The 22,683-nt window shown below is 58.7% G+C and carries 16 protein-coding genes; 12 read left to right on the forward strand and 4 right to left on the reverse strand.

The window, feature by feature from the left end; genetic code table 11:
* Positions 1–2: 2 nt before the first annotated feature.
* From dtd to galE, 4 genes are all read left to right on the forward strand, one after another.
* Positions 3–437, forward strand: a complete 435-nt coding sequence (gene dtd / locus HMPREF3171_RS06625; protein ID WP_070422352.1) for a D-aminoacyl-tRNA deacylase — start codon at positions 3–5, stop codon at positions 435–437.
* A gap of 118 nt (positions 438–555) precedes the next feature.
* The gene (locus HMPREF3171_RS06630) at positions 556–1,545 is read left to right on the forward strand and encodes a sigma-70 family RNA polymerase sigma factor (protein WP_070422351.1); all 990 of its coding nucleotides are present in this window, start codon (positions 556–558) and stop codon (positions 1,543–1,545) included.
* A gap of 129 nt (positions 1,546–1,674) precedes the next feature.
* On the forward strand, positions 1,675–2,364 hold the full coding sequence (locus HMPREF3171_RS06635) for a metal-dependent transcriptional regulator (RefSeq protein WP_070422350.1): 690 nt from the start codon (positions 1,675–1,677) through the stop codon (positions 2,362–2,364).
* 19 nt (positions 2,365–2,383) lie between these two features.
* Entirely contained in the window at positions 2,384–3,364 is a 981-nt protein-coding gene (galE, locus tag HMPREF3171_RS06640; protein WP_070422349.1) for a UDP-glucose 4-epimerase GalE, read from the forward strand.
* Here galE and HMPREF3171_RS06645 read toward each other — a convergent pair.
* Entirely contained in the window at positions 3,361–4,608 is a 1,248-nt protein-coding gene (locus tag HMPREF3171_RS06645; protein WP_083292015.1) for a DUF4192 domain-containing protein, read from the reverse strand. The two genes, galE and HMPREF3171_RS06645, sit on opposite strands and share 4 nt — an antisense overlap.
* Positions 4,609–4,644: 36 nt before the next feature.
* On the opposite strand from HMPREF3171_RS06645, the gene HMPREF3171_RS06650 reads away from it, so the two are divergent.
* The 6 genes from HMPREF3171_RS06650 (at position 4,645) to HMPREF3171_RS06675 (ending at position 15,875) form a co-directional block, all read left to right on the forward strand.
* The gene (locus HMPREF3171_RS06650) at positions 4,645–5,697 is read left to right on the forward strand and encodes a PAC2 family protein (RefSeq protein ID WP_070483793.1); all 1,053 of its coding nucleotides are present in this window, start codon (positions 4,645–4,647) and stop codon (positions 5,695–5,697) included.
* 56 nt (positions 5,698–5,753) lie between these two features.
* Positions 5,754–8,282 carry a DEAD/DEAH box helicase gene (locus HMPREF3171_RS06655; protein ID WP_070422404.1) on the forward strand — a complete coding sequence of 843 codons (2,529 nt, stop codon included), beginning with the start codon at positions 5,754–5,756 and terminating at the stop codon, positions 8,280–8,282.
* A 104-nt stretch (positions 8,283–8,386) separates the two neighbouring features.
* A complete protein-coding gene (locus tag HMPREF3171_RS06660) occupies positions 8,387–9,634 on the forward strand; it encodes an NAD(P)/FAD-dependent oxidoreductase (RefSeq protein WP_083284800.1) in 1,248 nt (415 codons plus the stop codon).
* 203 nt (positions 9,635–9,837) lie between these two features.
* A complete protein-coding gene (locus HMPREF3171_RS06665; protein ID WP_070483795.1) occupies positions 9,838–13,269 on the forward strand; it encodes a bifunctional proline dehydrogenase/L-glutamate gamma-semialdehyde dehydrogenase in 3,432 nt (1,143 codons plus the stop codon).
* 35 nt (positions 13,270–13,304) lie between these two features.
* Positions 13,305–14,816: an amino acid permease gene (locus HMPREF3171_RS06670; protein ID WP_083279407.1), complete on the forward strand. Its 1,512-nt coding sequence runs from the start codon at positions 13,305–13,307 to the stop codon at positions 14,814–14,816.
* Positions 14,817–14,846: 30 nt separating this feature from the next.
* Positions 14,847–15,875, forward strand: a complete 1,029-nt coding sequence (locus tag HMPREF3171_RS06675; RefSeq protein ID WP_070422346.1) for an ornithine cyclodeaminase — start codon at positions 14,847–14,849, stop codon at positions 15,873–15,875.
* 88 nt (positions 15,876–15,963) lie between these two features.
* On the opposite strand, the gene HMPREF3171_RS06680 is transcribed toward HMPREF3171_RS06675, so the two are convergent.
* Positions 15,964–16,488: an alkylhydroperoxidase, AhpD family gene (locus HMPREF3171_RS06680; protein WP_070483800.1), complete on the reverse strand. Its 525-nt coding sequence runs from the start codon at positions 16,486–16,488 to the stop codon at positions 15,964–15,966.
* Between the two features lie 86 nt (positions 16,489–16,574).
* Complete coding sequence (locus tag HMPREF3171_RS06685; protein ID WP_070422344.1) at positions 16,575–17,171, reverse strand: peroxiredoxin; 597 nt, start codon at positions 17,169–17,171, stop codon at positions 16,575–16,577.
* 115 nt (positions 17,172–17,286) lie between these two features.
* On the opposite strand from HMPREF3171_RS06685, the gene HMPREF3171_RS06690 reads away from it, so the two are divergent.
* Positions 17,287–18,243, forward strand: a complete 957-nt coding sequence (locus HMPREF3171_RS06690) for a hydrogen peroxide-inducible genes activator (protein WP_070483803.1) — start codon at positions 17,287–17,289, stop codon at positions 18,241–18,243.
* Positions 18,244–18,258: 15 nt separating this feature from the next.
* Entirely contained in the window at positions 18,259–22,197 is a 3,939-nt protein-coding gene (hrpA, locus tag HMPREF3171_RS06695) for an ATP-dependent RNA helicase HrpA (protein WP_070483805.1), read from the forward strand.
* Here hrpA and nrdR read toward each other — a convergent pair.
* Entirely contained in the window at positions 22,194–22,655 is a 462-nt protein-coding gene (gene nrdR / locus HMPREF3171_RS06700) for a transcriptional regulator NrdR (protein WP_070422341.1), read from the reverse strand. The two genes, hrpA and nrdR, sit on opposite strands and share 4 nt — an antisense overlap.
* Positions 22,656–22,683 lie beyond the last annotated feature (28 nt).

The raw sequence follows: 22,683 nt of genomic DNA on the forward strand, positions 1-22,683 counted from the left end.
CTGTGAAAGCCGTCCTGACCCGCGTTTCCGAGGCTTCCGTCACCGTCGACGGCGACGTTGTCGGCGCTATCAATTGCGCTGAGACAGGCGGAATCCTCGCCCTTGTCGGCGTTGGCCGCGAAGACGACGAAGAAGCCTGGCAAAAGATGGCCCGCAAAATTGCAGAACTGCGCATTCTCGACGGGGAAAAGTCCGTTGAAGACGTCAATGCTCCGGTGCTTTTAGTCAGCCAGTTCACGCTTTTAGGCCGCACTGCCAAGGGTCGCCGCCCATCGTGGGGAGACGCTGCCCCTGGCGAAGTTGCGGAGCCAATCATCGCAAAGATCGCGTCGGCACTGCGTGAACGCGGAATTCATGTCGAAGAAGGGCGATTCGGCGCCAACATGCAAGTCCAGAGTGTCAACGAAGGGCCGTTCACCGTGTTGGTAGAAACGTAACGCTCAGTGAATATAAATGGTGCCCGCGGGAACACCTCTTCACCTCGGACCGTTGGTCTATCAGATTGCACCGATGCAACATGAAGTGTTTCACCCCAGTCCGAGGAGGCGTTGTCACATGACCCAGCCGGATCGTGCCACAGAAAAAGAAGAGAACGTCGACCGCGGTAGCCGACGTAATCAGACCAACGACAACCCATCCGCAGACCTTGTACGCGTTTATCTCAACGGCATCGGCAAAACCGCCCTACTCAACGCTGAAGAAGAGGTCGAGCTTGCCCAACAGATCGAAGTTGGCCTCTACGCTCAGCATCTTCTCGACGATCCGGAGGTGAAACTCACCCGGGCAAAAAAGCGCGACCTGACAATCCTCGCTAAGCAAGGCCGCAAGGCGCGCGCGCACCTCCTCGAGGCGAACCTGCGCCTGGTCGTATCGCTTGCGAAGCGCTACACCGGCCGCGGAATGCCACTGTTGGACCTCATCCAAGAAGGCAACCTCGGCCTTATTCGTGCGATGGAAAAGTTTGACTACGCCAAGGGCTTTAAGTTTTCCACCTACGCCACCTGGTGGATCCGCCAAGCAATCACGCGAGGTATGGCTGACCAGTCCCGCACAATCCGCCTCCCTGTGCACCTTGTCGAACAGGTCAACAAGCTCTCACGTATTCGTCGCGAAATGTATCAATCTCTCGGCCGTGAGCCGACGAACGAGGAACTGTCCGAAGAGTCCGGCATCGAAGAGTCCAAGATCGAAATGCTGCTGCGCCAATCCCGCGACCCCGTCAGCTTGGATATGCCGGTCGGTGCAGATGAAGAGGCGCCTTTGGGTGACTTCATCGAGGACGCGGAAGCCACCGACGCCGAAGACGCCGTCGTGACTACGCTGCGCCATGACGACATTCAAGACATCATTAACGGCCTTGAGCAGCGCGAACAGGATGTCATCCGCATGCGCTATGGACTGACTGACGGTGTGCCGCGCACCTTGGACCAGATTGGCCGACAGTACGGACTATCCCGGGAACGCGTACGTCAGATCGAACGCGAAGTCATGGCGAAGCTTCGTGTGGGCGAACGTGCAGACCGTCTTCGCGATTACGCAATGTAGCCATTAGGAAAAACAACAACTACGCCCAGTGATGGGACTTAGGTCACTATCGCTGGGCTACAGTATTTGTCGAACGTTCGTTATAGCAGCAACAGCTGCTGCCTCGTCGAGTGGAAGGAACCAACAACCGTGCGTGACCTCGTCGACACCACAGAAATGTACTTGCGAACGGTCTACGAGCTGGAAGAAGAGGGCATCACTCCCCTTCGCGCTCGCATCGCTGAACGGCTTGAGCAGTCTGGCCCCACCGTGTCGCAAACTGTGGCACGCATGGAGCGCGACGGACTTATCGTTGTTGAGCAAGACCGTTCCCTCTCCCTCACTGAGGAAGGGCGCGCACTCGCAACCGCGGTGATGCGCAAACACCGTCTCGCGGAACGTCTTCTGACCGACGTGCTGCGCCTTGATATTGAGAAAGTGCACGACGAGGCATGTCGCTGGGAACACGTCATGAGCGAAGAGGTCGAACGTCGCCTTGTCGCAGTGTTGGATAACCCCACCCACTCCCCATTTGGTAACCCGATCCCCGCACTGGAAGAGCTGGGAGCACCACAGGGGGTGCCCGAGACACGCGGAACTCGAGCGACCGATCTTCGAATCCAGGAACCGACCAGAGCGCGTGTTGTGCAGATTTCGGAAATTCTTCAGGTCCCGTTGACAGACGGTGTCTCCCTTGCAGGCATCGGTCACTTCGTCGGCCAAGAAGTGACGTTGACTCCATTTGAAGACGGGGCGCTGGAAGTCAAGACCGCCAACGGAGAAACTGTTGTACTTCCATCTGAGCTAGCACACGCGCTGCGCGTCGAACCGCTCAACTAACGCTTCGAGGAGAAACCCCATGAAACTTGTAGTCACAGGCGGCGCAGGATACGTCGGAAGTGTGTGCGCGCAAGCACTGCTTGAAGCAGGCCACGACGTCACCGTTATCGACGATTTCAGCACTGGAAACCGCTACGCTGTCCCTGAGCAGGCTGTGCTCGTTGAGGGAAACATTGTCGATGTTATCGACGACGTACTGGCTGACGGTGACGTCGATGGCGTACTGCATTTCGCTGCACGCTCGCTTGTCGGCGAGTCGATGGAGGATCCCGCCAAGTACTGGCATGGCAATGTCGGAGTATCACTCGCGTTGCTCGACGCAATGCGCAAGCACGACGTGAAATCCCTGGTGTTTTCCTCGACCGCTGCCACCTACGGTGAACCAGACACCGTGCCGATTACCGAAGATGCGCCAACACGTCCAACGAATCCCTATGGCGCCTCCAAGCTAGCGATTGACCACGCAATCACGTCCTACGCCAATGCGTACGGCCTCGGCGCAACGAGTCTGCGCTACTTCAACGTCGCCGGCGCACACAACGGTGTTGGTGAAAACCACATCACTGAAACCCACCTCATCCCCATTGTGTTGCAGGTTGCCATGGGCTACCGCGACAAGATCATGATGTACGGCGATGACTGGCCAACAAACGACGGTACTTGCGTGCGCGACTACATTCACATCCGCGACCTCGCCGACGCCCACATGCTCGCTTTGGAAAACAACACGCCTGGCCAACACAAGATCTATAACCTTGGTTCCGGTGCTGGCTATTCGGTGCGAGAAGTTGTGGAGATGTGTCGCGAAGTCACCGGCCATCCCATCCCAGCTGAGGTAGCTCCTCGCCGTGCAGGCGATCCGGCTGTGCTCATCGCGTCGTCCGAAAAGATCAAAAGTGAGCTTGGTTGGAACCCCACCCGCACAGATCTACGCCGAATCGTCGAGGACGCATGGGCGTTCACCCGCGAACTGGGAAGCCGTTCGCACTCGGCGCGTTAACCTCCGAATTCGAGCCACGTGTCTCTGCATGCTCGACTGCTCACTTCAAGAATCTCTTCTGCCTTGCCCGCCAGCATCACTTGCAGCAGCAGATTCGACAGCGCATGACCTGGAACTTCCTCGTCTGCGCACCGCAACGCAGTGCCCGCCCATGCGTACAAGCGTTGGGAAAGGGCAACCATCGCCCAAAGACACAACGCGTTGGCCCGAATGGCTCCGGTGAAGTTCCTCGCGATACACAACATCACCGCGGATGCCCCGAACGGGTATGCAAGCGCGTCGACGATTAAGCAGTCGCGCAACCGGCTTCTGCTCAGCATCGCGGCGATAAGTTCGACTTCGTCATCCGACTGAAACACATCGCTCAGTTCAACGTATCCATCCCCGTCAATGATCGAATCCGCTGGCGTTGAGACGAAGAGCTCGCAGGCCCGCTCGACGTCCCGGCGCGCAAGAGCAGGTGCCACTGAGACCAGATCCATTAGGTCAAGGCCTCGTCGATACGCAGCGGGCGCGACCTCGTCGCAACGCACAGCATCGCTGAGCAATAGCGGGTCGAAGTGCTCGAACGTATCCGCGCGATCGAGCTCCGGCAGCAAGCCGTTATCGATGTACGGCCGCATCGCCGGCGACGCGATCACTGAAGCGACCGTACCCGAAGCGAATGTGTCCTCCCACCCCCAGATCTGTGCGTTCTCCGTCTCGTTGGAGAACGCGAGGCGGTACGGGGTGCCATCAGCGACTTCCGAAACTAACCAGCACGCGTCGACCAGTGGCACAATCCCCTGATAACTGTCTCGCAACTCCTTAACGGCCTGTTTGACCATCTCCGAATCAGGGACTCGGCTAATGATCACGCCAAACGTCGCCACACGTTGCGTTATTGGCAGTTGCTCAAGCATGTTGCGAAGCTGCTCTGTGCTGCCCAAATCAGAGCATAAGTACGGCCCAACATCCAAGATGTCAGGTTCCCCCGGACGCGCTTGCAAGGTGATCAGCGAAACAGTTTCAGTTGGAAAGTAACCGAGAGTTCCAGGAAGTGATGCAATCAAGTGCGCGGGCGATTGCAATGTGTAGGTGTCGTGGTGCGCCGCGCCAGCACCATCCGATGAATGAGTTCCTTGTGGTTGAGTGTCTGTCATAAATATCAGACGCACTGAAACAGTGTTCGGTTCCATCCAAAAACATAACGGGGAATGTTTTGCTCGCTTCCGTCGTTGTGGTGGGGGAATCAGCGATACCATTTCAGGAGATCTACAACCGTGACTTACGATCAGCAGATGTACGAGCTTGAGTACCCCTCGCCCACCGTGGACAGCACCTCCCAATCGGGCCCGGCGCTGATTATTGCCATGCACGGCTACGCCGACGCAGGTCACGCAGTTGAGTCTGCAGCCGACCATCTTAAGGCCGCGCTAGAGACCCATACGGTGGCGACGTTTAGCAACGACGAGCTCATCGACTACCGCTCACGACGCCCAACGGTGACACTCGCCCATGCTGAAATCGCAGACGTTGCAGACCTGCAACTCGATATGCGGGTCCTGCGCGACAGCAAGGGCAAGTCTTTCTTGCTCCTGTCCGGGCCTGAACCGGATCTTCGCTGGGAAGCGTTTAGCAATGCAGTCGCCGACCTCGTCGAGCGTTTCAACGTGGATAAAACGATCTGCCTCTACGCTGCCCCTATGGGCGCGCCACACACTCGCCCCCTTGTGGTATCAGCACACGGCAACGACACCGACCTCGTCGGCTCGATGTACACCTTCGACGGTATGGTGAGCGTTCCTGGCTCCGCCGCAATTCTCATTGAGCGCGAACTCCACAAGCGTGGGCGAAATGTCGCAGGCTACACAGCGCACGTCCCGCACTATGTCGCTGCTTCTCCGTACCCGCACGCAACTTTCCAGCTCTTGCAGTCGGTAGAGGATTCCACCACGTTGACCTTCCCGCTTGGTTCGTTGGAAGGCGACATGAAGCGGGTCTCCCAGCAACTTGCAGAACAAACGACGAACTCCGCTGAGATCACCCATGTGGTCCAAGCATTGGAGGAACACTATGACCAGGAGATGGAGGAATACCGTCGCCACCATCCGCAGGCCATGATGCCTGGCGAGGCGCAGATGCCGTCTGGTGAGGAAATTAGCGAGGCTTTTGAGAACTACCTCACCGCCATAGAGGACCGTGACCGCAACCGTGGTCAACAGCGCAGCCTGCCTCACGATGAGAACACTGATCGGCGCTTGCGTGACTACTACTTCATCGACCCCGACGCTGAAGAAGGTGACGGCGACAGTGACGACGACAGCGAAGGTGACACCGGCGCAACATCCTAAATGCTGATGGGATGTCGGGGCGGTCAGCTACGGTGGTGAGCGTGACGCTCACTGATATGCTCTCCGACATTGCCGAAGCACCTGAGTCCCTCTTCGAGGACGTGGTGTGGGACTCGTTTACCTCGTGGACCGAGTCCCGCGGTATCAGCCTCTACCCTGCTCAAGAGGAGGCTTCGCTAGCCTTGCTCGCCGGCGACAACGTTATCTTGGCCACCCCGACTGGTTCCGGGAAGTCCATGGTCGCCAACGCAGCGCATTTCATTGCCCTCGCCCGTGGACAACGATCGTTTTATACGGCGCCGATTAAGGCACTGGTAAGCGAGAAGTTTTTCGCGCTGTGCGAGATTTTCGGCGCTGAAAACGTCGGCATGATGACCGGTGACGCAACGGTGAACTCCAATGCGCCAATCATTGCAGCCACAGCGGAGATCGTCGCAAATATCGCACTGCGAGAAGGCGAGCATGCGCGAATCGACCAAGTCGTCATGGACGAGTTCCACTACTACTCCGAGCCGGAGCGCGGATGGGCCTGGCAGGTTCCGCTCCTCGAGTTGCCAAAGGCACAGTTTCTGCTGATGTCGGCGACACTAGGCGATACTGCGTGGCTCGAGGAGGACCTGACGAAACGCACCGGGCGCACCACCACTTATGTGGGCGGCGCTGAGCGTCCCGTTCCGCTGGATTTCCACTATGTGTTCACGCCGGTGCACGAGACGATTGAGGAGCTGCTCGCCGACGGCAAGGCACCGATCTACGTTGTGCATTTCTCTCAGCGCGAAGCCACCGAACGAGCGCAGGCGCTGACCAGCATGAAAATCATTACGGATGAGGAAAAGCAGCGGATCGCTGAAGAGATTGGCAATTTCCGCTTTACCACCACGTTTGGCAAGACGCTGTCCAAACTTGTGCGTCGTGGCATCGGAATCCACCACGCAGGCATGTTGCCGAAGTACCGTCGCCTTGTCGAACGGCTTTCCCAAACCGGCTTACTGAAAGTCATCTGCGGTACAGACACGCTCGGTGTGGGGATTAACGTGCCGATTCGTACAGTGCTCATCACTGGGTTGGCCAAATACGACGGAACTCGCCAGCGCATCTTGAAGTCGCGTGAATTCCACCAAATCGCAGGCCGCGCAGGTCGCGCAGGCTACGACACCGAAGGCACTGTAGTGGTGGAAGCGCCCGAACACGAGATAGAAAACGTAAAGCTGCGCCGCAAGGCGGGTGATGATCCTAAGAAACTCAAGAAGATACGGAAGAAATCTGCCCGCGACGGTGAAGTTTCCTGGTCTGAGAACACTTTTGAACGTCTGAAGGTCGCTGAACCCGAAGAGCTGACAAGCCAGTTCAAGGTGAGCAACTCGATGCTGCTCAACGTGGTGGCACGCCCTGGTGACGGCTACGAGCACATGCGCAAGTTACTGCGCGACAACCACGACAACCGTGCGAAACAGAACAGGGACATCCTCACCGCAGTGGAGCTATTCCGTGGGCTGATTAACGCTGGAGTGGTGGAACGTACTCCGGACTCTCCCGCGTTTCGCCCATACACGCTGACGCAGGAGCTCGACCGCGACTTTGCGCTAAATCAACCTCTCGCTCCGTTCGCACTGGCGTTTCTTACCCTGCTGGATCCGGAATCGGATACATACACCCTTGATGTCATCTCAGCATTTGAAGCGATCCTCGACGACCCGAGGCAACTCCTCCAAGCGCAAGAGAAAGCCGCTCGTGGAGAAGAAATTGCTGCGCTAAAGGCTGAAGGTGTTGACTACACCGAGCGCATGGCGATTATTGAGGATGTCACCTATCCGAAGCCATTGGCCGACGAGTTGGACGAAGCGTTCGATACCTTCACCCAGGGCAACCCGTGGGCGAAGGAGTTCGAGCCGTCGCCGAAGTCTGTGGTGCGGGACATGATCGAGCACGCAATGACGTTCTCCGATCTCATTTCCACATATGGGCTGGCGCGCTCCGAAGGTGTGGTGCTTCGCTACCTCACCGATGCTTGGCGCACGCTCTCCTACTCCATCCCCGATGCCTACATGAACGACGAGCTCGAGGACATCGTCGTATGGCTCGGCGAGATGATTCGTCAGGTGGACTCGTCGCTCATCGACGAATGGGCGCACATGACCGGAGAAGACGAACCTGTCAGCCAGGAAACCATCGACCGAGAGCTGGCGTTTGGTGTACAAGACCCATCCGCACTGACCGCCAACCGTCGTGCGTTCACAATCATGGTCCGCAACTACTTCTTCCGAATGGTCGAACTGTTCGCTTATGAGAAAGAAGATGAGTTGGCCGAGATGCTCGACTACCTAGAAACAGACGAGCGGGTGGATTGGCCGGGGGCGATGGACGACTACTTCGACGAGTACGACGATGTCGATCTTGGCCCAGACGCACGCGGTCCTGAATTCTTCCACATCGGTGATCAATCCGGCAGATCCTGGCAGGTCACCCAGATTATTAACGACCCCGAAGGCGACAACGCGTTCCAGATTCACGGTGTGGTGGATCTCGACGCATCCGATGAAGCGGGTGAGGTTCGGGTCTCCTCGTTGGAGGTTCGGGGGCAGTAGAAGTGCTCGCATGAAACGGAAAGTTCTAATTTGCCCCAAAACACATCCACCCCGGCTAGATTGTGTGGGGCAAACTTTGGTTCTAGCGTGACAAGGAGCACAACGTGACGCGCACAATTGTTGTCGGCGCCGGCATGACCGGTCTGTCAACCGCATGGCATCTGCAGGAATATGGCCATGAGGTGGAAGTTCTCGAACGCATCGATGTTGCGGCCGGTTCTTCCTGGGGCAACGCCGGCTGGTTGGCACCGGGCAAGACGATCCCGCTGTCCAACTCGAGCCTGTGGGCATACGGCCCGACCGCACTGTTTGATAAGCACGCTGCTTTGGATGTGCCGGTGCGTTTCGACCCGAAGCTGTGGCGCTTCTGCGCCAACTTCATGGCACACGCGACGGGACGCGCATGGGACAAGACCATGGCTCGCCTCACTAAGGCAGATATTGCTTCCCTCGCTGCTTTCGACGAGCTCGAAGCAGGTGGTGTGAAGGCCTCCACACATGAGGGTCCGTTCATCATCGGTTTCGAAAACGAGGGCAAAGCCGCCGGCTTCCTCAAGGAAGTCGAAGGCGCTCAGCGTCACGGCCAAGATATTCCTTTCGAGCAGATCACGCTTGACGACGCCCGCACTGACGCCCCGATGCTGACCGAGAAGGTCGGCGCAACCTACCGCATGGGCGGTCAGCGCTTCATCGAGCCGGGTCCGTACTGCCGGGCCATTGCAGATTCGATTATCGAGCGCGGTGGCAAGATCACGACGGGTGTTGAGGTCGTAGAGGTCACCTCCACCCGCAAGCCAGCCGTGAAGCTTTCCACCGGGGAGTGGCTGCAGGCCGACAACGTTGTTTTGGCAACCGGTGCGTGGCTTCCGTCCTTGGCTAAACAGCTTGGTGTGAACACGATGATTCAGGCTGGTCGCGGCTACTCCTTCTCGGTTGAGACAGCTGAGCCTGCTACCTGCCCGGTGTATCTGCCGGATCCAAAGATCGCCTGCACCCCGTACCAGGGTCGCTTCCGCATCGCAGGCACGATGGAGTTCCGCGGCCCGGATGAGCCGTTCCAGCCAGGCCGTATTACCTCGATGATTCACTCGACGAAGCCGTTCTTCCGTGGCATCGACTGGGAAGATCGCCAGGACGAGTGGGTCGGTTCCCGCCCGGTCACTCCGGACGGTCTCCCACTGGTTGGCGCGACGAAGGTGCCAAACGTGTACACCAACGGTGGTCACGGCATGTGGGGCATCATCCTGGGCCCGCTGTCCGGCAAGATGCTGGCAAAGCAGATTGTGACCGGCGAGATCGACGAGACGATCAAGCCGTTCGACCCGCTGCGCGGCCCGTTCGGTGGCCTGTAACGCACCAACGTTTCAAACCCCGTCACTGCACTATGCATGTGGCGGGGTTATTTTTATCCCCCGTTTTCCCCACCCGTCAACGCTGTGCGCTGCAGGTTTCCTCGCACGACTCGTGCGACGGCATCTAATTGCATTGAAAATCGCAGTTGTGCCTTATCTTAATTCCTGTCACATTGGTCAGTTATGAGTGATAAGGAACACAAATGCCACAACTGAGCACCAACCAGATCGCGCCGTCGAATAGCGATGACCTCGAGGCAGTAATCGAGGCAGCTGTTGCTCGCGCCTACCACTGGATGGAAGCTACCGCCGAAGCAGACGCCGACGACGCCTCCACCCAGCAGCTCGCTGAGTTGCTTCGCGACGAAAACGGTGTCCGCTTCACCATGGACTTCGTTGACCGCGTCATGCGCCCGGAAAGCAACCGTGTCGCAGCACACGCACTGCGGGCGATCACGCGCGGTGTCGACGCCCGATTCCTCGGCCAGATCAACTCCCTACTCGTCGGAATTGGTGCTTTCGTCGGCCCATTCCTGCCAAACGTAGTTGTTCCTGCGGCACGTGCCCGTCTCCGCCAGCTCGTTGGCCACCTGGTTCTCGATGCCGAAAGTGACGCACTGAACAAGCTTCTCGACAACGCACAGAAGCGTGGTGAGCAGCTCAACTTGAACCTGCTCGGTGAGGCCGTCCTCGGCGAGAAGGAAGCAACAGATCGTGCAGAACGCACCCTCAATTTGATCAAGAACCCACGCGTTACCTATGTGTCCGTCAAGGCATCGTCGATGGTGTCGCAGCTCAACCACTGGGATTACGACGAATGCGTTCGATTGGTCAAGGACCGCATCCGCCCGCTGTACCGCGCTGCGCGCGACCGTAGCCCTCAGGTGTTCATCAACATGGACATGGAGGAGTACCACGACCTGCATCTCACGCTGGACGTGTTCACGCAGCTGCTCAGCGAGGAGGAGTTCAAGGACTACCAGGGCGGCATTGTGCTTCAGGCGTACTTGCCGGACACGCTTGGTGCACTCGAGTACCTGGCCGACTTCGCCCAGAAGCGTGTGGCCGACGGTGGCTCCAAGATCAAGATCCGTCTGGTCAAGGGTGCGAACCTGTCCATGGAACGCCACCACGCTGAAGTCAAGGGTTGGGAGCAGGCTCCGTACCTGACCAAGGATGAGGTGGACGCAAACTACTACCGCCTGCTGGATTTCATCCTGCGCCCTGAGTTTGCAGATGCGGTTTCTATCGGTATCGCTTCGCACAACCTGTTCACGTCTGCGTTGGCATACGAGCTGGCACAGCGCCGCGGTGTCACCGCGATGATCGACTCTGAGATGCTGCAGGGCATGTCCCCTGCGCAGCAAGAGATCGTGCGCGAGGTGTACGGCGACCAGATCCTGTACACCCCGGTTGTCGGCCGCGAAGACTTCGACGTGGCGGTGAGCTACCTGGTGCGTCGTCTCGAAGAGAACGCTGCCCCGCAGAACTTCCTGCATGCCCTGTTCGCTCCGAAGACTGAGGACCGTGATCCGATTAAGGAGCAAGAGAACGTCTTCCGCTGGGCTGTGGGCAACCGTTGGGACGTGCACAATGGCCCGAACCGCACGCAAGACCGTAATACGGAAACTGAGCGCCACGTCGCACATGCTTCCGCTACGACCGGCCGATTCTTCAACGAGCCGGATACGGATCCTGCCCTTGAGGCTAACCGTGCTTGGGCGATCAAGCACCTGAGCACTCCGCCGTCGATCGACACCGGTGAGGAGATCACTGATCCGTCCGCTATCCGTGACAACATTGCACGCGCACTCGAGGCGCAGAAGGCGTGGGGCGCGCTGTCCGCGAACGAGCGTGCAGAAGTGCTCGAGGCAATTGGTGACGAGATCGCGCGCCGTCGTGGCGAGTTCATCTCCGTTGCTGCGCACGAGGCTGGCAAGACTGTCGACCAGTCTGACCCGGAGATCTCCGAGGCTATCGACTTCTGCGATTACTACGCAGATAGCGCCCGTCACCTCGACGACATTGAGGCAGAGTTCGAACCGAACAAGCTCACGGTGGTTGTTCCGCCGTGGAACTTCCCGGTCGCTATTCCGACCGGTGGTGTCATGGCGGCGTTGGCGGCAGGCTCTGCTGTGATTCTGAAGCCGGCACCGCAGGTAACGCAGTGTGCCAAGCTGATCGCGGATTGTATCCAGGCAATCTTCGCAGAGAAGGGCATCGACCCGGATACGGTGCAGTACGTTCGCGCTGACGAAGGTGAGGCGGGCAAGGCACTGCTTACCGACGACGCCGTGGATGCCATCATCCTCACCGGCGCATCTGAGACCGCCCAGCTGTTTAAGTCGTGGAACCCGCAACTTAACGTCATGGCTGAGACCTCGGGCAAGAACGCCATCATCATCACGCCGTCCGCCGACCCGGATCTGGCGATCAACGACCTGTACCTGTCGGCGTTCGGCCACTCCGGCCAGAAATGCTCCGCTGCGTCGTTGGCAATTCTCGTCGGCTCCGCGGCCGAGTCTGAGCGTATTCGTGGCCAGCTCCTTGACGCTGCTTCCACTCTCGTGGTCGGCCCAGGCACCGAGCTCTCCACCACGATGAACGGCTTGATTGAAGCTCCGGGCGAGAAGCTGCAGCGCGGTTTGACCAAGCTCGAACCGGGCGAGAAGTGGTTGCTCCAGCCGAAGAAGCTCGATGATGAAGGCAAGTTCTGGAGCCCCGGTATCCGCGACAACGTTAAGCCTGGCTCCTGGTACCACCAGAACGAGTGCTTCGGACCGGTCCTGGGCATCATGCACGCCAAGGACCTCGATGAGGCTATTGAGTGGCAGAACTCCACCGGCTACGGCTTGACTGCGGGTATTCACACCCTTGACGGCGATGAGATCAATACCTGGCTCGACCGTGTGGAAGCTGGCAACGTCTACGTCAATCGCGGTATCACCGGTGCAATCGTGCAGCGTCAGCCGTTCGGTGGCTGGAAGAAGTCCTCGGTCGGCCCAGGCGCGAAGGCTGGTGGCCCGAACTATGTGGCACAGATGGGCACGTGGCGTGACCGTGATGGTGTGGCTCCGTCGCCGGGCGTGAGCATCTCCGCCGATATCCAGGAGCTGCTGGAGGTGTTCCGCCCGAACGTCGATGCAGAGGATTACGGCTGGCTCTCCCGTGCTGCTGAGTACGACCAGCGCGCATGGGACCGCGAGTTCGGTCGTGGTCACGACCACTCTGGTCTTCGCTCGGAGGCGAACATCTTCCGTTACCGCAACACGCTCGAGCCGGTCGTGATCTACGTCGGTGAGAACTACCGCTTGCGCGATGTCTACCGCCAGCTGCTCGCAGCAGCGATCACCGGCTCCGAGATCCGTGTCGTTGCTCCTGCGGAAATCGCCTCGGATCTGGAGGCTGCTGCGATCACGGTCGATGCGAACCGTGTGGAAGGCACCCCGTCGCGCATCCGCGTTATCGGTGATGCCCCAGCAGACATCTACGGCGACATCACCACCGCCGTTTTTGATAGCCCGGCGCTCATCGACGGTCGACGTGAGTTGCTCCCGTACCTACTGGAGCAGGCCATCTCCGCAACCCTGCACCGTTTCGGCGTCATCCACGACCCGGCCGGCATCAGGAACTAGTCCCCCACTAACCGACACAACCCTGGGAGAACCCGATGACTACGAAACCACCACCATCGGAAGCATCAACTCGTCCTAAAGCTGGCGTCATTCCTGACGAAGATGCCGGCTTGCAGAAAGGGCTGTCCACCCGTCAGATCAACATGATCGCAATTGGCTCGGCGATCGGTACCGGTCTGTTCCTTGGCGCAGGTTCGCGCCTTGAGGCCGCCGGACCGTCGCTAGCCCTGATGTACCTGCTCTGCGGTTTCATCGGATACCTCATCCTGCGGAGTCTGGGTGAGCTCATTGTCCACCGTCCAACCTCGGGTTCGTTCGTGTCCTACACTCGCGAGTTCTTTGGCGAGAAGGCCGCATACGTCTCGGGCTGGTTGTACTGGTTCAACTGGGCAGCGACCGCCGTTGCTGACGCGACAGCGCTTGCGATCTACATCCGCTGGTTCGGCCAGTTCTACGGTTGGATTAACGACATTCCGCAGTGGGTCATCGCACTTGCGATCATCGCTCTTGTGACGGGGATGAATCTCGTCTCGGTGAAGTTCTTTGGCGAGATGGAGTTCTGGTTCTCCCTGATCAAGGTGGCGTTCCTGCTCACGTTCCTCGCGGTCGGCATCTTCATGGTCATCTTCGGCAATCCGAGTGGTGATCTGACTGGCCTGACGCTCATCTCCGATCACGGTGGCTGGTTCCCGAACGGCGTACTGCCGGCACTGATCGTGATCCAAGGCGTCGTGTTCGCTTACGCAGGTATCGAGCTGCTGGGCACGACCTCTGGTGAGGCAAAGAACCCCCGTAAGGACATCCCGAAGGCGATTAATGCTGTTGTCTTCCGCCTGCTGGTGTTCTACTTCGGCTCCGTGCTCCTGCTGTGCATGCTGCTGCCGTACACCCAGTACTCCGGTGACGAGTCACCGTTTGTGACTTTCTTCAACTCCATCGGCGTGCCGTACGCCGGTCCTATCACTCAGTTGGTGGTCATCACCGCTGCGTTGTCCTCCCTGAACGCCGGCCTCTACTCCACGGGCCGCATCATGTACTCGCTGTCCAAGGCCGGTTCCGCACCGCAGTGGGCAGGCAAGGTCACCAAGGGTGGTGTGCCCTACGGTGGCATTCTGATGACCACCGGCGTCGCCCTGTTCGGCGTTGTGCTCAACTACTTCGTGCCGGAGGCAGCGTTCGAGGTTGTGTTGAATATCGCGGCACTTGGCACGATGGCGTCCTGGGCGGCAATTTCCCTGTCGCACATGCGCTTTGTGCGGCTGGCCCGGCAGGGCAAGTACACCCGTCCGGATTACCGCGCACCATTCTCGCCGTTCACCGATATTGTCTCGCTGCTGTTCCTTGGGCTGGTTGTCGTGCTCATGGCCTTCGACTACCCAATTGGCACCTGGACACTGATTGTGTCGCTGCTGATGTGGCCGGCGCTTGCATTCGGCTGGTTCAAGGTCCGCGATCGCGTTGAATTCATCTCGCGTTCGCACGTGAACTACGAGCACGTCACTGGTGAACAAGCACCCGACATTGATCCCCCAATCGTTACCCATTAATCCCCTCTTACTTTGAAAGGAAGTTTCCGTATGACTCAACTTGTCGACGTCACCAACATGTGCCGCTGGATCGACCACCACGGTGTGGAGAAGATCATCGCCGGCATCCTCGAATACATCGAAAAGGACTTCGTCCGCTGGGAGGAATTTGACAAGATTCCGCGCGTGGCCAGCCACACCCCTATCGGTGTCATTGAACTGATGCCCACCTCCGACTCAATCGAATACGGATTCAAGTACGTCAACGGCCACCCGTCGAACCCGGCTCGTGGCTTCCAGACTGTGACCGCTTTCGGTTTCCTGGCTGACGTAGACAACGGCTACCCTACGTTTGAAGCCGAGATGACCTTGCTCACCGCACTTCGTACTGCTGCAACCTCCGCAATGGCGGCAAAGTACCTCGCGCGCAAGGACTCTGAAGTCATGGCGATGATTGGCTCCGGTTCCCAGTCAGAGTTCCAGGCGCTCGGGTTCCGTGCGGCATTGGGTATCGAGAAGGTCCGCATCTTCGACATCGACCCGGACGCGATGGAGAAGTTCCGCCGCAATATCGAGCCGCTCGGCATCGAGGTCTACATCGCCGACAGCGTTGAGGATGCGCTCGAAGGCGCAGACATCATTACGACCTGCACCGCCGACAAGGCGCAAAACACCATCCTGGATTACTCCCTGGTTCGCCCTGGTGTGCACATCAATGGTGTGGGTGGTGACTGCCCGGGCAAGACGGAGCTTGATCCGCGCATTCTTGACGACGCCACCGTGTTCGTCGAATTCCCTCCCCAGACCCGCATCGAGGGCGAGATCCAAAACAAGGGCGAGGACTTCGAGGTCGTCGAACTGTGGAAGGTCATCGCAGGCAAGGTCCCGGGCCGCTCTAGCGATGAGGAGATCACACTGTTCGACTCGGTCGGCTTCGCAATCGAGGACTTCTCCGCCCTGCGCTACCTGCGCGACTCGACTGCTGGCACCGACTTCCAGACCTATATTGAGTTGGTCGCCGATCCGGATGATCCGAAGGACCTGTTCTCCCTGACCACCAAGGTGCTCAGCCCCATGTAGAGCGCTCTGCCTAACGACGAAACGCCGCTGGCCCCGAACAGAAAGGTTCGGGGCCAGCGGCGTTTAATCGTCGATACGCGCTAGTGGCTTAGCGTGCGTCTTCGATAGTGATCGTCTGGGCAACAGCCTGGACAACACCGGCAACCTTGATGGACTCCCAGACCTGCTCCTTGGTCAGGCCTTCCTCGCGGACGGTGTTGGCGTGGGCGACGGCGCAGTGCTCGCAACCATTGATGGTGGAAACGGCGAGCGACCACAGCTCGAAGTCAGCCTTTTCTACCCCCGGCTTGGAGATGATGTTCATGCGAAGGCCGAACTTCACGTTGGCGTAGTCGTCACCAAGCCAGCCCTTAGCGCGGTACGCGACGTTGTTCATCGCCATGACAGTGGCCGCACCGAAGGCTGCGTCGATGGCCTCCTCGGAGAGGTGCTCCTTGGCCTCGTCGGTGATCTCGGAGATGACGGTTGCGTTGCGGGTCGCGGCCGCCGAGGCGACGAGCGTGCCCCACAGTTGCTGCTCATTCAGCTCGGTCGAGCGGGTCAGCGAACCAAGGTTGAGCTTCTGGTCCTTGGCGTACTCGGGAAGTGCGTTGCGCAGGTTATCGATAGACATACGTTGATCCTTTCGGTTGGTATGGGAACGCCCCGCCACTCCAGCGTTAAGGAGCGCGGGGCGGCACGGAAACTAAAGTTCGGGTGCTACTTCAGGGACTCCTGGACCACAGCCATCTTGTCGATGTTCTTGGTCGGGTCGTTCTTCTGCCAATCGCAGGCGCAGACCTCTTCAGACTGCAGAGCGTCGAGGACACGCAGGACCTCGTCGACGTTACGGCCAACAGCGTCCGGGGTGACGGACACGAACTGGATGATGCCGTCCGGGTCGATGATGAAGGTTGCACGGTCTGCGACACCGTCAGCGTTCTCAACACCGAGGGCGCGGATCAGGTCGTGGCGGATGTCCGAGAACATCGGGAACGGGATGTCCAGCAGTTCCTCGTGGGTTGCACGCCAGTTGAAGTGCGAGAACTCGTTATCGATGGAGCCGCCGAGCACCTGGGTGTCGCGGTCCTCGAACTCCTCGTTGAGCTTGCCGAATGCGGCGATCTCGGTCGGGCAAACGAAGGTGAAGTCCTTCGGGTAGAAGAAGATGACCTTCCACTTGCCCTCGTACTTATCCAGGGAGACGCGCTCGAAGTAGTCGTCCGGGGAAGCAGCGTTAGCTTCCTTCAGGTTGCCACCCTTCAGTGCGAGAAGGTCGAACTCCGGAAAACGCTCTCCAACGGTCATGATCGGCATGATGATCCTCCAAAAGAATCTGGTCAAACGAATGTGTTTCGGACGTAAAACAGTATGACACAGTTCGCAGAAGGTTGCAACCAAAAACCTATTAGCCGGTGTAGGATTCATAAGTATGAGCAATCGAGAGTATAAACCGACACTCGCACAGATCCGTACCTTTGTCACGGTTGCAGAACAGAAACACTTTGTGAGCGCAGCAGCGAAACTTGGCATCTCCCAGCCTTCCCTGTCACAGGCTTTGGCGTCGCTTGAAAATGGTCTTGGCCTGCAACTTATCGAGCGTTCCACCCGGCGCGTGATCGTCACCCCCACCGGTGAAGCGCTGTTGCCATATGCGAAGGCAACCCTCGACGCTGCCGATGCTTTTCTTGCCCAGTCGCGCGGAGCGCTCGGCGAGCTCGCCGGCCCACTGAACATTGGCATCATCCCTACAATTGCGCCGTATCTCCTTCCGGGAGTGCTTATTGGGATCGAGGAAAACTACCCGGATTTGGAACCGCGCATCGTAGAAAACCAAACGGATCAACTGTTAAAAATGTTGCGCGACGGGCAACTCGATCTGGCAGTGCTTGCCACTCCGACGCACGCACCAGGTTTGGAGCAATTGCCGCTTTACGACGAGCCGTTTGTGGCAGTGACCAATCCGGACGATCCACTTGCCGGCCGCACCGATCTGGGGCTGGACAGCCTGAAGGACCTCAACCTTTTACTACTGGATGACGGCCACTGTCTCCGGGATCAGATTGTGGAGCTGTGCAAGATCGCTGAGGCAACTCCCGGCGCGCGCAAGCATGCTGTGACACGCGCATCGTCACTGACCACGATCGTCCAGTTGGTCGTAGCAGGGCTGGGGTCAACGTTGATTCCGGCCTCCGCGGTAGGCACTGAGTGCTCTCGCCCCGGAGTCGCTTCCGCAACGTTTGCAAACGGCGTACAGGCGCAACGCACGGTGAGCTTGGTCTACCGCGCGTCCTCGCAGCGTGTTGCGGAGTTCGAGCAGTTAGGGCAACTCGTGAAGGCTTCGTATGAGCGGGCCCTGGAATCAGGTAAATCCCTGCTTCCGCGCTAAGCTCTGCCTCTGGCTATGACTGATCATTCTTCCTCCTCCCCCGCCCCGCCGAAGCCGCAGCTCTACGATGCGCTCGATGCTATACCGATTGCGGATGTTCGACGGTTCCGTAGGCGACTCAAAAATGCGAGCGCGCCGGATGCGCTGCGGGCGATTGGGAAGGATATTGAGAGGGCACGGGGTGTCGTCGAGAAGCGCGATGCTCTGATCCCTGAAATTACTTACCCGGAAAACCTGCCGGTGTCTGCGCGCCGCGACGACATCATGGAACTGGTGCGCGACAACCAGGTCGTTGTTATCGCCGGCGAGACGGGATCGGGCAAGACCACCCAGATTCCAAAGATGCTGCTGGAGATGGGGCGTGGCCGGCGTGGACTGATTGGACACACGCAGCCGCGCAGACTCGCCGCTCGCACCGTTGCGGAGCGCATCGCCGACGAGCTCGGCCAGGACATCGGTGAATCTGTCGGCTACGCCATTCGTTTCGACGACAAAGTATCCCCGTCTACTGCGGTCAAGCTGATGACGGACGGCATCTTGCTCACAGAGATGCAGCGCGATCGCTTCCTCAACGCGTACGACACGATCATTATCGACGAGGCCCACGAGCGCTCACTCAACATCGACTTCCTGCTGGGCTACCTCAAGCGACTGCTGCCCAAGCGGCCGGACCTCAAGGTGATTGTCACATCTGCGACCATTGACCCGGAGGCATTTGCCAGCCACTTCGCCGACGCCGAGGGCAACCCAGCTCCGATTATCGAGGTCTCCGGGCGTACTTACCCAGTCGAAATCCGCTACCGACCACTGGTTGAGCAGATTCAGAAAAAAGACGGCTCCATCAAGGAGATTGACACCGACATGATCGACGGTGTCGTCGCCGCCTGCAAAGAACTTATGGGTGAGGGCAACGGCGACATTCTGTGTTTCTTCTCTTCAGAGCGCGACATCCGTGACTGCATGGAGGCGATTGAGAAGCAGCACTGGCGTGGCGTTGAGGTTGTTCCGCTGTTCGGTCGCCTCTCCAACGCGGAGCAGCACCGTGTGTTCTCCCCACACTCGGGTCGTCGCATTGTGTTGTCGACAAACATCGCCGAAACGTCTCTGACCGTGCCGGGCATCCACTATGTGGTGGACACTGGCCTGGCGCGTATCTCGAGGTATTCGACACGCACCAAGGTCCAACGTCTGCCTATCGAGGAAATCTCCCAGGCTTCCGCGAACCAGCGTTCGGGCCGATCGGGCCGTACCGCCGACGGCATTGCCATCCGCCTGTATTCGGAGGAGAACTTCGAAGCGCGCCCAGAGTTCACTGACCCGGAGATTCTGCGCACAAACTTGGCGTCAGTCATCTTGCAGATGATCTCGTTGCGGCTTGGGGATATCAATGAGTTCCCCTTCATCCAGGCGCCTGACCATAAGGCGGTCCGCGACGGACTTATGCTGCTGCACGAATTGGGGGCGATCTCGCAAAAAGAACGTGGTGGCGCACCGACCCTCACCAACGTTGGCCGCGATATTTCCCGCATTCCTGTGGACCCCAAGATGGCCCGCATGCTGGTGGAGTCCAATCGCCTCGGCGTGCTTGATGACGTCACTGTCATCGTCGCAGCCATGACCATCCAGGATGTTCGAGAACGCCCCTTGGAGTACCAGGCCCAGGCCGACCAAGCACACGCCCGCTTCAAGGACAAAGAGTCCGACTTCCTGTCATCGCTGAAACTGTGGGATTACATCGGTGATTCCCGCGACGAGCTGTCCGGCAACGCATTCCGTAAGCGTATGAAGCGCGAGTTCCTCCACTACATGCGCATCCGTGAGTGGCGCGATCTTGTCCGCCAATTGCGCGACGTGGAGCGACAGCTCGGCTGGTCTCCCGCCGATAGTGTCGCAGGTGAGCGCGATGCAGCTGCAGTCCACCAGTCGCTCTTGACTGGTTTGCTCTCCAATATCGGCGCGCGTGACGGCAATTCCAAAGAGTTTCAGGGAGCGCGCGGGACACGGTTTATGGTCTTTCCCGGCTCGTCGCTGGCTAAGCGGCCTCCGGAGTTTCTCATGGCCGCTGAACTCGTCGAAACGTCACGGCTCTGGGCTCGTGACGTAGCCAAGATCGAACCTGTTTGGGTTGAGCGTGCCGCCGGCGACCTGCTCAAACACTCCTATTCGGAACCTGTGTGGTCGCGTAAGCGTTCCGCAGCGATGGTCCACGAAAAATCCATGCTTTACGGCGTGACCATCGTGCGTGATCGGCTTGTTCCCTACCACCGGGTGGATCCTGCCGCTGCGCGCACAATGTTCATCCGCCACGCGCTGCTGGAGGGCGATTGGAACCGTCACCATAAGTTCATCGACCACAATGAAGCGTTGCTTGCGGAAGCAGCCGAGGTCGAGGAAAAGGTTCGCCGCCGCGGCCTTGTCGTCGACGAAGATACGTTGTTCGACTTTTACGACGCTCGCCTGCCCGACAATGTCACCACCGCTCGCCACTTTGATTCGTGGTGGAAGAAACAGCGTGCGAAAGACAAGCATTATTTGGACTTCGATCCGAACGCATTGCTTGACGACGACAACGTTGACGCCTCTGCGACCGCCTTTCCCGAGGCCAAGCGCCAGGGCTCCGTGGAATACGCACTGCGCTACAAGTTCGAACCGGGCGACCCGTTTGATGGAGTCACTGTCGAGGTACCCGTGCCACTCCTGGCAAACCTTGACCCTGACGGCTTCGATTGGCTCGTCCCAGGCTTGCGCTCTGAACTCGCTGCCGAGATGATCCGCACCCTACCGAAGGCGTTACGTAAAACCGTCGTCCCCGCCCCCGACTTTGCGCAGCGTGCACTCGAGGTAATGCCCGAGGACGTCAACACGGACATCCCGTTTACTGAAGCGCTCGCCGATGCGCTTCGAAGCGTTGGTGGCCGCGGTATTAACGCCACGGATTTCAACCCCCAGGCGTTGCCACCGCACTTGCAGGTTACCTATGCGGCAATCGACCGCCGCGGCAAGATCGTCGACCACGACAAGGATCTCGCAGCGTTAAAACGCCGTCAGGCGGGCAAGATTAAGTCGTCTGTATCCAAAGCTGGACGCCAATCGGAGTCTGAGTCTGTAAAAAAGTGGACGTCGGACTCGCTCGGCGCTGTACCGGAGACTGTGACCACAACAATCGACGGTAACGAGGTTGATGCTTACCCAGCACTCGAAGCTACAAAAGACGGTGTCAAGGTCACGGTGCACCCGACGAAGGCTGCTGCCGACGCGTCGATGGTCACTGCGACACTGACGTTGCTGTTGCGCGAAATCAGCGTTAATGCGCAGCAGATGACCAAGGGCCTACCGCTGCGCCACAAGGTCGCTGTTGACCGCTATCCCCACGGCGGAGCAAATGGCCTGGTCGAGGATGCTCGTGTAGCAGTGATTCGTGATCTGATGATGTCGCACGGAGGCCCGGTGCGCACTCCGGAGGAGTTCGACGCCCTTCTCGCCGAGATTAAGCCACAGGTCTCGGGTGGTGTAAGGCGTGCTGTGGTCAACACTGCTCCAGCGCTTGCCGCGTACGCCGACATTTCGGTGGAGCTCGATCAGTGGGAGGGGCCTGCGATTGATGACATGCGTTCGCAGCTCGTCTTCTACCTCCCCCGTCACGCAATAACGGTTCATGGGGTGCAGCACTTACAGCATTTGCCGCGCTATATCGATGCGATGCGGATCCGGCTGGAGGATATGCGTCTGGACCCGGACCGAGATGCTGACCGCCAGGCAGTTGTCGATGGGGTGAAACGCTACCTTGCTGATCATATGAAGCGACTTCCCGCACAACGGTCGAAGACGCGGGCCTACAAGGATATTCTTTGGCTCATTGAGGAGTTGCGGGTCAGTTTGTTCGCGCAGCGACTTGGCACTCCCCGACCGGTCAGCCAGCGCCGGATTGAGAAGAAAATTGATGCGCTGCGCTAGCGATATTCTTCGCGGTCGCGCCGACGCATAAGCCTGATTTCCGACTCGAAATCGTCGGCACTTTCAAACGACTTATACACAGATGCGAAGCGCAGGTATGCAACCTCGTCAAGCGCACGAAGTGGCTCGAGTACTGCCAAACCAATCTCGTGAGCAGGAACCTGCGAGCTGCCCTGCGCACGCACGATTTCTTCGACTTCTTGTGCGAGGCGCTTCAGTGCATCGTCGGAAACGTCCCGACCTTGACATGCACGCCGCACACCAACGATGAGCTTGTCGCGGTCGAACGGCTCACTTACTCCATTACGTTTGACGACGGTGAGTACCGCGTTTTCAACAGTGGTGAATCGACCACCGCATTCTGTACATTCACGGCGACGGCGAATTGCAGAGCCTGCTTCGACAAGTCTGGAGTCAGCGACTCTGGTCTGTTCGTTATGACAGAAGGGGCAATACATAGGGCTCAGAATACCCCTCTAGCGGACC

The sequence above is a fragment of the Corynebacterium sp. HMSC08F01 genome, assembly GCF_001807545.1.
In the GTDB taxonomy this organism is placed as follows: domain Bacteria; phylum Actinomycetota; class Actinomycetes; order Mycobacteriales; family Mycobacteriaceae; genus Corynebacterium; species Corynebacterium coyleae.

What these genes read in the sequence shown, in the direction of transcription:
- HMPREF3171_RS06630 (WP_070422351.1), top strand. Translation starts at nt 556, where the DNA reads ATGACCCAGCCGGATCGTGCCACAGAAAAAGAAGAGAACGTCGACCGC.
- galE (WP_070422349.1), top strand. Translation starts at nt 2,384, where the DNA reads ATGAAACTTGTAGTCACAGGCGGCGCAGGATACGTCGGAAGTGTGTGC.
- HMPREF3171_RS06645 (WP_083292015.1), bottom strand. Translation starts at nt 4,608, where the DNA reads ATGGTATCGCTGATTCCCCCACCACAACGACGGAAGCGAGCAAAACAT.
- HMPREF3171_RS06650 (WP_070483793.1), top strand. Translation starts at nt 4,645, where the DNA reads ATGTACGAGCTTGAGTACCCCTCGCCCACCGTGGACAGCACCTCCCAA.
- HMPREF3171_RS06655 (WP_070422404.1), top strand. Translation starts at nt 5,754, where the DNA reads ATGCTCTCCGACATTGCCGAAGCACCTGAGTCCCTCTTCGAGGACGTG.
- HMPREF3171_RS06665 (WP_070483795.1), top strand. Translation starts at nt 9,838, where the DNA reads ATGCCACAACTGAGCACCAACCAGATCGCGCCGTCGAATAGCGATGAC.
- HMPREF3171_RS06670 (WP_083279407.1), top strand. Translation starts at nt 13,305, where the DNA reads ATGACTACGAAACCACCACCATCGGAAGCATCAACTCGTCCTAAAGCT.
- HMPREF3171_RS06675 (WP_070422346.1), top strand. Translation starts at nt 14,847, where the DNA reads ATGACTCAACTTGTCGACGTCACCAACATGTGCCGCTGGATCGACCAC.
- HMPREF3171_RS06680 (WP_070483800.1), bottom strand. Translation starts at nt 16,488, where the DNA reads ATGTCTATCGATAACCTGCGCAACGCACTTCCCGAGTACGCCAAGGAC.
- HMPREF3171_RS06685 (WP_070422344.1), bottom strand. Translation starts at nt 17,171, where the DNA reads ATGCCGATCATGACCGTTGGAGAGCGTTTTCCGGAGTTCGACCTTCTC.
- HMPREF3171_RS06690 (WP_070483803.1), top strand. Translation starts at nt 17,287, where the DNA reads ATGAGCAATCGAGAGTATAAACCGACACTCGCACAGATCCGTACCTTT.
- hrpA (WP_070483805.1), top strand. Translation starts at nt 18,259, where the DNA reads ATGACTGATCATTCTTCCTCCTCCCCCGCCCCGCCGAAGCCGCAGCTC.
- nrdR (WP_070422341.1), bottom strand. Translation starts at nt 22,655, where the DNA reads ATGTATTGCCCCTTCTGTCATAACGAACAGACCAGAGTCGCTGACTCC.